7 protein-coding genes are annotated in these 12527 nt (G+C 40.0%); all 7 read right to left on the reverse strand.

Annotated features, from left to right (window positions below; genetic code table 11):
* The coding region (locus H6A61_RS14225) for an MFS transporter (protein ID WP_204394521.1) at positions 1–688 on the reverse strand (688 nt) is incomplete at its 3' end.
* A gap of 1 nt (position 689) precedes the next feature.
* A complete protein-coding gene (locus H6A61_RS14230; protein ID WP_239469239.1) occupies positions 690–2477 on the reverse strand; it encodes a GH32 C-terminal domain-containing protein in 1788 nt (595 codons plus the stop codon).
* Between the two features lie 42 nt (positions 2478–2519).
* Complete coding sequence (locus H6A61_RS14235) at positions 2520–4448, reverse strand: glycoside hydrolase family 32 protein (RefSeq protein ID WP_204394522.1); 1929 nt, start codon at positions 4446–4448, stop codon at positions 2520–2522.
* A gap of 137 nt (positions 4449–4585) precedes the next feature.
* On the reverse strand, positions 4586–6160 hold the full coding sequence (locus H6A61_RS14240; RefSeq protein WP_204394523.1) for a glycoside hydrolase family 32 protein: 1575 nt from the start codon (positions 6158–6160) through the stop codon (positions 4586–4588).
* 20 nt (positions 6161–6180) lie between these two features.
* Positions 6181–7581 (reverse strand): DUF4960 domain-containing protein, encoded by a 1401-nt coding sequence (locus H6A61_RS14245; RefSeq protein ID WP_204394525.1) that lies wholly within the window; start codon positions 7579–7581, stop codon positions 6181–6183.
* A gap of 24 nt (positions 7582–7605) precedes the next feature.
* Positions 7606–9339, reverse strand: coding sequence for a RagB/SusD family nutrient uptake outer membrane protein (locus H6A61_RS14250; RefSeq protein WP_204394527.1), 1734 nt, complete (start codon positions 9337–9339; stop codon positions 7606–7608).
* A gap of 49 nt (positions 9340–9388) precedes the next feature.
* Entirely contained in the window at positions 9389–12439 is a 3051-nt protein-coding gene (locus H6A61_RS14255; RefSeq protein ID WP_430746819.1) for a SusC/RagA family TonB-linked outer membrane protein, read from the reverse strand.
* Positions 12440–12527: the final 88 nt, after the last annotated feature.

Here is a 12527-nt window from a genome sequence, read left to right on the forward strand (position 1 = left end):
TATTGGTTCCGACATCTATACCTACATGACACATTATACCGACAAAACAAAGCAGGATGAAAGGAGAGCCAAGAAGTTTAAGACAATCGGCAAAACCGGATGCCTTGTCAGGACGTTCTTCTTCTATTGGTGTAGCAGAAAGCCAGAGAACAGCTATTACGGCTATTATCATATAGATGGGGAAAAGCACACGCCATCCCAAGCCGAAACTTGGCATTGCCTGAGTGGCTCCCCACATGGCTATGTAAGGGGCCAGGAATGAAGCTATGGCTTTTACGAACTGTCCGAATGTCAAGGAACTGGCAAGTTTATCTCCACTTATAATGTTGCTTAACAGCGGATTCAATGATGTCTGCATAAGGGCATTTCCTATACCCAACAAGGAGAATGAACAGAGCATCAGCATGTAACTGTCGCCGAATATTGGCAGAAGTAATGAAGCAAATGTTACAACAAGGCTTAACAGTACTGTTTTCTTACGGCCTATACGGTTCATCAGAATTCCGGTCGGCACCGAGAATATAAGAAACCAGAAGAATACCAAGGAAGGGAAGATGTTGGCCTGAGAATCACTCAAGCCAAGATCTGCCTTCACATAATTGGATGCTATTCCCACCAGGTCAACAAAACCCATGGCGAAGAAACAAAGCATCACGGGAATTAATTTATTTAGTTTTACTGTAGCCATATTACTTTATCTGATATATATTTATATTTTTAACCTTATACCTATTGCCGTCACTTTCAAATCTAATCATATCGTATGGTACTGACGGGAACACACAGTTCGTCATCACAAATTTTCCATTGTCAACAAAAGCTTCTATACTAGATTTATCTACAAACAGACGAAGTTTAAGTTCTTTTGATTTGCTTAAAGACATTTCCGTCACTGCAGGGAAATCTTTGCTGAAAGATACTTCACCACTCTTCGAACGGTCCATTGCTAAAGTTTTTTTCACCGTATCATATGTCATCAGGACTTTCTCTCCTTTTCCATTGGAAAGAACAAATGAGACTTCTTTTGACTTTCCCGGATTTATTGATAGCTCTACTTCGTAAGCTCCGTTATCACTTTGAGGTGACAGTGATATTGTTTCCGCTTTGGCTACATTTACCGTTTTTATCTGTCTGCCATCCTTTCTGGCTTCAAGCATCTCCTTGCAAGGTTCTGACTTAAGGAATATGCTTCCATCCTGTTTGAAAAGAGACAAATCTCTGGCTATGGTGTTTGCGCTGCGGTACTGAAGTGTCGGAACATTGTTTGCATACTGCCAGTTACTCATCCATCCTATGGCTATACATCTTCCGTCGGGAGCATTGTTCCATGTCACTGTAGCATAATGGTCCTTACCATAATCCATCCATTTGGTTTCTTCAGGATAATTGTTTGTAAAAGTGCTGCCATCAAAATCACCTACAAAATACTGTGTTGCTGAACCTCCGAAAGGACCACCAGGATTGATATTGCATATAAGCACCCATTTCTTTTCCTTAGTACCTTCTACCGGGAGTTCTACCAGATCAGGACATTCCCATACTCCTCCGTGGCATCCGTGTCCTTCGCCGAATTCACTTTCCTTAGTCCAGTCCTTCAGGTTCTTTGAAGAATAAATTTCCATGTGCTGACCTACGGCAAGCATCATTACCCAATGTTCTTTCGGTGCATACCAGAACACTTTCGGGTCGCGGAAATCTTTTTCGGAAGATGTCAGGATAGGGTTATTCTCGTATTTGATGAATGTCTTTCCGTTATCAAGGCTGTATGCCATACTTTGCGTCTGGCAGTCTCCCCATGGAGTCTGCTTGGCCGAAGTATAGAATGCCACTACAGCGCCTTCGCCGAAGCCCGATGTATTGTTATGGTCAACCACGCATGAGCCGCTGAAAATTGTTCCTATGGCATCAGGAGCAATTGCAACACCTTCATTTTTCCAGTTCACCAGGTCAGTAGAAGTAGAATGTCCCCAGTGCATGTTTCCCCACATAGAGCCGTAAGGATTGTATTGGAAATACAGATGATAGACACCGTCCTTGTAGAACATTCCGTTAGGGTCGTTCATCCATCCGTATGCCGGAGTATGATGGTATGAAGGGCGGTATTTCTCTACTTCAAGCGACATATCGTCGGATTCCTCAATATCACTCCAACAAATCGAATTTGAAGGAACACCTCTAACTATCATTATAATACTGTCTTTGTCGAATTGTGACATGTCAACTGGTACATAATAATCTGTCTTGCCACGCGATAGACGCACCTTCTGAGTGTATCCAGTCAGACTACTGTTCTGATATACAAAATCTATCTCCCCTTCCGGTGCAGAATCTTCCACCGGAATTAGCAGATACTTTTTCTCTGGATTGATGTAAACGAAATTATTTTCGTTTCCAAGATTTTTAACCCTTATTGCAGAATTTGCATCCTGTATTCCCAAAGAAAATACAAGAGACATGCATAAGGTTGTGATTTTCATGCTATTCATATTTATTCTGCTATTAGTTAATACACAAATTTACTACTTTTTCCATACACTTTTAATATTCCAGGCCTTCATGGTAACTTTAGTAGTATTTCCCTTCTCTGAGTACAATTCTACTCCCGTCTGCTTGTCACCTGGGAAAGTCAGTAAGGAGAATACCAATTGCCCGTCACCTGCAAATATCTCTACACTTGACTTATCTACAAAGATATGTAATCTTAGTTTGTCGTTGGTAAGCGGAATATGTCCGTTCATTTTACGGCTGAATCTCGGAATATTCTCCGAAGTACAGTTTGTTCTGTCAACAGTCAATAATGATACATTTGAATCATATCTTATAGGAAGACTGCGTCCGTCACCGGTACAAATGTTTAGACCTACTACATCAGACTCGCAGAGAGTAAATGTTAGTTCCATCTCGTATACATTCTGTTTCGGGACGAAAGACGGTATAATCATACAGCCTTTTTTGATTACTCCATTGAATTCTTTTTTATTTGTACGCAGCTTCTTCAATTTATCAAAAGGCTCCTGAACCATACGTACCCCCTCTGGTAAGGTTTTTAAAGATATAGTACGCGGAATAGACCAGAATCCAAAACCTCTGGAGGCAGGTATTTCACCCCTCGCATAGTCCCAATTATTCATCCACCCCATCCATACAGTATCATCAAGAGTACCGTCATAATCCTTAAAAGCTCTTGCCGCATAGAAGTCACTTCCTTCATCCACCCATAAGGCATGCTCCATATTGTTAGTCTTCAGCTCGTCAGAAAACATTATATGGTCAACACTGATAAAACCGAAATCCTCACCGTCATAATCGTCATTTATTCTTATTCTGGCTTTACTTCCGATATAGTCAGAAACATTCCATCCATTCCATTTCAGATATGAAGAATTACTGCCAGTAGCAGTTCTTACTACAGAATCATTGACTAACAAATCAATGCATGTCTTTCCGGGATGATTTCCGCCAGCAATAAGAAAGTTAATTGCCGATGATGATATTACAAACTCTGGAGAAATTAATGTTCCTTTCATTCTATCACCTCCACCGTATGACGAAGCCATACCCGAGCCAAGATGAGCAGAAGAGTTATTTTTCTGTGGCGACATCCAAAATGCCTCACCTTTTCTTTCCCATCCATCATAGTCCATCGCATCAAAATCAGCAAAAACCTCACCTTTGAGTCCTTTACCTTCAAGAAGGTAGTTTCTGCAATCTTCATCCGGTTCAAAAGATTTACCGTTGAAAGTACCGATAAAATACTGTCCTTTGTTCGGACCAACCGATGTCATCAACACCCATTTCTTATTGTTGGAATCTCCATCCAAAGGTAATGCATAGATATCAGGACATTCCCATATATTCTCGCACGAACCCAACTGTCCAAAATCACTCATCCAATCCCAGTGTTTCAAATCAGCTGAAGAATAGAATCTGATTTTTCTTTCTATAGGCAAAGCTATCACCATTACCCATTTCTGCTCCGGCTCATACCAGAAAACCGTAGGATCGCGAAAATCCTCATAATTTATATCAAGCACAGGATTACCGTCATAATAATGCATCAATCCGTCATCACCTTCTACAGAAAGTCCTTGCGACTGGATTTTATTTTTCTTATTTGCCATGGTATAGACAGCTACCACCTTGTCTTTGCCAAATGATGCTGTATTATTTTTGTCGACTACACAAGATCCAGTGTAATACATAAAACTGTTGTCATCGCCTACTACAGCTCTAGAAGCAGTTTCATTATAACTGGTAAAATCTTCAGTGTAAGCTCTACCCCACCAAAACAAATTAAACTTTCCTTTATTATAAATCAATCCACACGGGTCACCAATTCCACCTTTCTTAGGAGCAAAATGATAAACAGACCTGTAACTTTCATCGTACTGAGAATATGTATCTAACGAGATAAACGAAAAGACCAATAATGCAAATATTATTCTCATATCCTTTAGAATTAATAAGCTTAAGACTAGGAAATTAATAACAATGTCCAGTGTCCACGGCTGTTTATCTGTTTTAGGCTTAAACCTTTATTCAGATAAACAGCACGGAAAAAACTACTATATAGATTATCATTTATTTAATAATACATTACATTCAGATCGTTTACTGTAATATTTCCATCATAACAATTGATAGACCAGCAGTTTTTCTGCATACCATAAATTCTGTTGGTATATGCAAGTACATCATTTATATAAACTACACATACTGAATTATCTGTAAGAATTGTTATGTCGTAAACATTATCAGAAGGGGTATCAAAGAAATAGCTGTCGGCACCAGAGATGAAACCTTTTCCACCTTCTTCCTCAAAATTCAGTTTCTTTTTTGCTCCATTCTCTTCTGGATTGACAATAACACTGTAGAATTTCTCTGAATCAGTTCCACGACAGAATGAGAAACCAAATTTATCTAATGCTGTAGAAGCCGTAACTTTGAATGTTATCTTATTATGCACATTTAGTCTGTTGAATAACACGTAGCTGCCAGCAGACAAAGAATAGGTTCCGTTATTCACCTGAACACCGTTCTCAGACTGAGCCATCACCTTCGTGTCTGATGTCTTATTATACTTATTGGCAAAACCGTCAACAGGACCTAAAGTAAGAGAACCGTCCTCATGCTGGATAAGCTTATGAGCAACAAGTGCTCCAGCCCATTCAGGCTCACTGTCGCTGCTCACCTCAGTATTGTCATTACCTTTTCTCGTAGGACACCATCCCCAGATATATCTGTCAGTACCATTAGAGGCAGTCTTGCCTGCATAGAAAGCTCTCGAGTCAAGATAACCGTTATGAGTGTCAGGCCATAAAGGATTATCATCATTAGGAATCACATTTCTAAGTTCGTCCAGTGTAGCAGCCTTGAAATACTGAACCCTTCTCTCATAGACATTCTGGTCAGAATATACCAAATACCACCAACTGCCCATCTTAAAGATATCAGCACACTCATAGAATCTGCCCCAACGGTTATTTAGGAAAACACCCTTGTCGGTCCATGTCATCAAATCAGCCGATGTCAACTCTGCAAGAACCCCTTTACCGTCCTTATTAGTAGAAACTATCATGTGAAACATTCCGTCTTCGCCTTTAAACACAAATGGATCGCGAAAATTCTTCACATCATAACCATAATCACTTCCCTGAAGGTAAAGTGTTCTGTTCTTTGTCCATGTACTGAAATCGGTAGAAGTGGCAAGCATTATAACTTCCTGAGATGGTGTATGGCCTGTATAGAAAGTATAATATGTTTTGTCCGTCTCATTGTATATAGTAGAACCTGTTCCTATAGCAGCATCAGCCTCAGACTTAGACCCACATGGAACCAGTTCGTCCAATGAAGTATAAGATGTAAAATCCTTAGTAGATACACCCCATATAGGATGGTAAGTCATATCAGGATTCGGACGTAGGTCGCGAAGGTACAAAATCTTAAAGTCCTCTGCTACCGGATCATAAAAAGGCATAGGATCGCCCACAAAACCAACGTATGGCTGATAAAACGTACCGAAAGTCTTCTCTTCTGTAGGAGAAAAATAGTTTGTAGTACCATCCCAGTCCTTTTGAGTAAGGACTGGAGATTCATCATTACAGCTTGCCATTGGCAGAGTCATAGTGGCCAAAAGCATTGTATATATCATATTTTTCATAAACTGTCTAAAAAATTGAATTATTCACCTTTTAAATAATTGATTGCATTCTCGGTCATCTTTGCCACATTACCGTGATACTTGTCGGCCGACACATCCACGCCATGAGCATACCAGTCATAACATCCGGAGCCGATACATACTATTCCGCCACGTCCGTCTTTAGGAAGATACTCCCATGCAACGATAGAGCCGTCGCCACCAAATCCAATAGCCTTGCCACCATGTCTTGACTCCCAATCAGCCTGAGTAGGATAACCACCCCAGTCCGAACCTATATGCCACTGTGCAGTACTGTTCGTAATTCTGTAGCCGGCGTCACAAGTATAAACTTTATCGTTCTCTCCATCGTTCATTATCAGGTTCTGGAACAGAGCATGACCCGAATTACTTTCGATAAAGAAACTCCACGGACCAGTAGTTATCTCGCCGCTTTCTTCCACCTGTCCCCAACAGTTGTTAGGATTGTTACCGTCAAGTGTAGCCCCCAGCTTCACAGCATAGTAAGTAGCAAATCTGGTCAGTAGTAGACTTCCTCCAGCCTCGTAGAAATCCTTCATAGTCTGTATAGCAGAAAGCGAAGCCGCAGCGTTTTGGTCGAATTTCTCCATATTGTCTATTCCGCCGTCAATATGCAGATGCCACCACATAACCTTACATTCGCTCAAATCTACAACACCCTTTGCAATATCGCTGAATGAAGCATACTGTGTACCGGAAACGTTACGCAACATCCAGTTTACAGCTTCCTTCTCTTCAGGATTCAATGCATCAACATTTTCGGCAAGACCTACATAAATCACTTCTGCCGCATCGGACTGAGTAACAACTACAGTATAAGTAATTCTTGCAGTATTGTTTTCAACCACGAATTCTACTGGCGAAGAATAATCCAAAGCCGAGTAATCAGCCGGAGAAACCACAGTAGTTCCCTCGTTCATTTCCAGGCTGGCAGTAAGAGAAGCGATATTCTCCGTAGTAGGAATTCTTACAGAGATAGTATGATTATCCTGATTTATAGATCCTACATATCCATTCAGCTTGAATGACAAAATTCTTGCGTCGTCATGCTTAACGCTGATAGTATAATCAAAAAAAGCATCTCCATTAGTAACCTTCACGCTCTGCGGAAAAGAGAAATTAATCTTATCGCCTATTTTTATTGTAGCTTGCGCACCCTCCGACAGTTCCAGCTGACTGACAGTCATTGCCTTTGTATCATAAGAGTAAGGAACCCCAATAGTAATACTGCCGTTCTTATTGTCTATAACACCTTCATACTGCTCGTCGAGCACAATTTTATTTATAAATGTGTCTCCATCCAACGACAGACTTGATTTGTTCTCGTTATTGCATCCGGACATTACCACTAGAAACAATGTCAGACACAATAAATATAATTTATTTATGTATGTTTTCATAACCGTTATCTTTTAATATATTGATTACCATCCTCCACAATTCTGTTCATAAATACCGTTGCTGGCACTTATCTGTGCAAAAGGAACAGGAAGATACTCATTCTTATTTTTAGTAAAGTGCGCATTAGAGTATATAGCACACACATCAGCTTCTGCTGCATAATATGCGTTAAGAACGCTTTCTGCCTCACCCCAACGAACCAGGTCGAAGAATCTGTCAGACTCCATTGCCAGTTCCACACGACGTTCAAACTTAAGTCTCTTCAATGCTTCTTCCTGTGTAAATGTTCCATAATATGGCTCTACATCGTATTTAACTCCGTATGCCGAAGGATAATTGGCTATCATCGAAGTAGAAGTCTTAGCTCTATTTCTCACACGGTTAATCAAATCAATAGCCTCTTGAATTCTTCCATCGTTAAGCTGGATAAGAGCTTCAGCTCTCATAAGCAACACATCGGCATATCTCAATACGATATGGTTCATAGGAGTTCCCCACCAAGAACCTTTTACAAGATATTCACTTTCAGGATCTACATTCTGTTTCAGAGTGACATAATAACCGTATAGTCCGTTACTTCTGCTCCATGTAGACGATTTATCCATTATAAAGTTAGGGTTGAACTCATAAGGAAGTCCTGGCATACCTACTGTAAGGAACAGACGAGGGTCCGCATTGTCTACACTCATGTCATAATCATCATCGTTGAAATTATCAAACAGCGGATGACCGTTATTGTCTGTCTTGAAAGCGTTCACTAGGTTCTGGCTAGGTTTATAGAAGTCGCAACCACCATCTGTCACTCCCGGAATATTAGGAACGATAAGACCATTAGACCAGTTACAGTTACCGTTTGTAGTACCATCATTGATAGAATACTGCATTGCCCACAAAGATTCCTTGCCGTTCTCATACTGAGGTTCAGGACGGAAATTATTATGGAAATCACTTTCCAAGTCATAACCACCTGCATTCATGATTGAAGCCTCAGTATATTCCACGACCTTTTTCAGGTCCTCAGCATTAATGCTTGTAACTTCATTTGTTTCCGGATTATCCTGTCTGTATGCCTTATACAGATAAGTCTTTGCTAGATAAGCAGCTGCTGCACCTCTTGTAGGTCTTCCTTTATCTGCTTGAGTATCAGGAAGGTTATCAAATGCAAACTGGAAATCGTTTGCTATCTGCTGCCAGCCTTCATCATTAGTATAAACAGTATTCGACAGATTATTATATTCCTCAGGAGACATATTTTCATCGTTGGCAATTACTATCTTCTTGAAAAGCTGTTTCAAAAGGAAATGACCATGTCCGCGCAGGAATCTCATTTCTGCTATTCTCTGCTGTTTTAGCGGATAAGTGCTTTCATCCATCTGATCGAGCAACTGCAATGCAGCATTCGCACGAGAGATACAGTTATAAAGTCTTTGCCACATATCGCTGATGTTCCATGCAGTAGTCATAATACCCTGTGAAACTTCAAGGTTATGGAACACGTCACCATCTTCTGTACCGTTTCCGCCTTTATAAGCGTCGTCTGAACGAACATCATAGTTCCACATTGAGAATGATGAATTTATATCCTCGGCTGAAATCCATATAGCGTATGCAGAAATCACCAGATTGTCTACATATTCTGGGTTATTAAGCTGTTCATTATCTATCGTACCTTGAGGGGTGTGACGGTCAAGGAAATCAGAGCAACCTGATGATAGTAACATTAAACTTATAATGAATATATTTATATATGTTTTCATAAGTGTATGTTTGTAAATTATTATGTTTTATAAAAATTATTCCTCAGAATCAGAAACCAACGTTGATACCGAATGTCAAGTTCATAGGGATAGGGTAACCGTAGTTAGGGTTTTCCGGATCTACACCTGTAAATTCCTTGCTTGTGATAGTAAGCACATTCTGTGCACTAAGGTACAATCTCAATCTGTCTACCTTAAACTTCTGAGATATTGATTTTGGCAAGTTATAACCTAATTGTATATTTCTTAATTTAAGGAAAGAACCGTTTTCAACGAAGTATGTTGATACTCTCTTTTCATTATTAACGTCACTTCTTGTCAATGCAGGAATATCTGATGAAGAATTATATGGAGTCCATGCATCAAGAAGACGTTTACCCTTATTCAGGAAACCGATATTCAAACCGCTCCACAAGTCTGTTTCCTTCTTCAGGTCACTGATGATATCAACACCCTGTACACCCTGCCAGAACATTGTGAAATCAAAATCTTTATATTCGAAGTACATATTCAAACCGTAGCTGAATGCAGGTGTCGGATCATAGATCCACTGCTGGTCTTTTTCATTGATTACACCGTTACCGTCCAAGTCACGCCAGCGGATACGTCCTACTCCGGCACCTTCCTGTACTGCATGATTATCAACTTCTTCCTGTGATTTGAATATTCCGTCTGCCACATAACCCACTTGCGAACCATTTGCATGACCGATGACACTTTCTACACCGTTACCACCGAATGTACCGTTAGCTGCTACAGTGATAGGCAAAGCAGTAATTTTGTTTCTATAAGTAGAGATATTAGCATTGAAATCATATTTGAATCCGTTATCGAATGTTTTTCTATGACCAATATTGAATTCAAAACCTTTATTTTCGATTTCTCCGGCATTAATCCACTGAGTAGTACCTTCTCCCATTGAAGCAATACCCGCCATCTGAACAAGGATATCAGTAGTTTTCTTATAGAACCAGTCTAAAGATCCATATACCTGCTGATTGAACAATGAGAAGTCAATACCGATATTAGTCTGAGTAGTAGTTTCCCATTTTATATCATCATTACCCAACTGATTACGTTTAAATCCAGACTGAAGAGTCTTTCCACCGTTTGTACCTTCAATATCATAAGAAGTACCGTAGCTCTGTCCTCCCGATTCTGTAACACCATAGTTAGGAACATAAAGAGTATAACGCGCAGTATTAGAAATTTCCTGGTTACCAGTCTGTCCCCAAGATGCTCTCACCTTAAGGTCATCAAGCCATTCAATATCTTTCATGAATTCTTCCTGACTCATACGCCATCCCAAAGATACAGAAGGGAAAGTTGCAAAACGATTATTCTTACCGAATCTTGAAGAACCATCCCTACGCACTGTCAATGAAGCCAGATATTTGTCATCGTATGTATAGTTGAATTTACCAAAGAATGATACCAATGAATAACCATCACCGGAACCGTAAGCCTGTGCTGTACCTACTCCGGCATCAGGCCACATGAAATCAGGATTCAGAATAGAGAAATCTTCTTTGTATCCAGAGAACCATGTATTGTCTTCATTGTTCAACTCAACACCAATCATCGCATCACCTCTGTGCTTGCCTTTTTCGAAGTTATAAGTAGCAACGGCATTCCACATCCATCTCATCCAGTGTTCCTGTTTTGCCTCAACAGCATTCTTGTCATTGGCCACGTTACCTTCAGTGATAGGATATGTGAATATTCTCTGCTGTTTCTGAGAATAATCGATACCAAAAGTAGAACGAACATTAAATCCTTTGAATAGATTAAGGTTGATGTATGCATCACCAAACATTCTCCAATAATAATATTTTGTATCAGAATTTCTCTCAAGGCGAGCTACCGGATTTTCACGGTCGGGATAACCACCTACCGGACCTGCATATTCTCCTTCGGTAGTATATACAGGCAAAGACGGATTGGCCTGCAAAACATTCTGAAGGAAACCACCAGGAGCAACAACTTCTGATGTTCTGTTAACTGTAAAATGTTCCCCAATAGTAAGGATGTTTTCAATCAAGTTATAATCTGAATTCATACGAGCTGAAAAGCGTTCAAAATCAGAAGTCTTTATAATACCATTGTTCTTATAGTATCCTAAAGAGAAATAAGAGGAGCCTTTCTCAGAACCATTACTTACAGAAAGATTGTACTGCTGTATTACACCGGTACGGCTGATTTCGTCAAACCAATCTGTATCAGCAGAAGGAACAGTATTGGCAGAATCAAGGAAACGAGCCATGCTGATTCCATGCAATACAGGAATACCATTCTGGTCGTATCCCCAATCATAGGAATATCCCAAAGCATTTGTATTCGGATCCTGACCATCGTTTACATAAGCCTGCCACATAGCCTGACCATATTCTCTGGCATTAAGGACTTCCATCTTGTTTGTGTACATAGAAGCAGATACCGAAGCGTCGAAATTAACTTTAATCTGACCTTCCTTACCTTTCTTTGTTGTTACGATGATAACACCGTTTGCTGCACGCGAACCATAGATTGAAGCAGAAGCGGCATCTTTCAACACCTGAATAGACTCAATATCGTTACCATTCAACTCATGCATACCACCCTTTGTAGGCACACCATCAATAATGTATAAAGGGTCATTGTTGTTCAAAGTTCCGATACCACGGATACGGATTGTTGTTGAACCACTTGGGTTACCGTCAGCTGTAATATTCATACCAGGAACTCTTCCCTGAAGAGCTTTCATGGGATTGTTTTCGTTCTGTTTTGAGATTTCGTCCATACTGACAACAGAAACAGCACCGGTAAGGTCTGCCTTACGTTGAGTGGTATAACCCGTTACCACAACTTCTTCAAGTACCTCTGAATCTTCATTAAGCACAATGTTCATCATGCTTTCAGCTTTAAGAGTAACTGTCTTGAAACCGACAAAAGAAACAGTGATTGAACTTCCGGAAGCAACATTCAACGTAAATTTACCGTCAAAATCAGTAATAGTACCATTGGTATTATTACCATTCTCCACTATAGTTGCTCCAATTACAGGGAAATTATCAACGGCAGAAATGACCGTTCCCTGAACAACCAAATCTTGCGCATGCATGACTATGCATATAAATAAGAAGAGCGCAATAAGAAATTTTCTTTTTATGCTTTCCATACGCATTAAATAATTAGATTATTAATAATTG

The organism is Bacteroides caecigallinarum (genome assembly GCF_016901995.1).
In the GTDB taxonomy this organism is placed as follows: Bacteria; Bacteroidota; Bacteroidia; order Bacteroidales; family Bacteroidaceae; genus Phocaeicola; species Phocaeicola cellulolyticus.

Bases quoted from the DNA above. Each gene is read 5' to 3' on its own strand.
- H6A61_RS14230 (WP_239469239.1), bottom strand. From the start codon at position 2,477: ATGAAAATCACAACCTTATGCATGTCTCTTGTATTTTCTTTGGGAATA.
- H6A61_RS14235 (WP_204394522.1), bottom strand. From the start codon at position 4,448: ATGAGAATAATATTTGCATTATTGGTCTTTTCGTTTATCTCGTTAGAT.
- H6A61_RS14240 (WP_204394523.1), bottom strand. From the start codon at position 6,160: ATGAAAAATATGATATATACAATGCTTTTGGCCACTATGACTCTGCCA.
- H6A61_RS14245 (WP_204394525.1), bottom strand. From the start codon at position 7,581: ATGAAAACATACATAAATAAATTATATTTATTGTGTCTGACATTGTTT.
- H6A61_RS14250 (WP_204394527.1), bottom strand. From the start codon at position 9,339: ATGAAAACATATATAAATATATTCATTATAAGTTTAATGTTACTATCA.
- H6A61_RS14255 (WP_430746819.1), bottom strand. From the start codon at position 12,439: ATGCATGCGCAAGATTTGGTTGTTCAGGGAACGGTCATTTCTGCCGTT.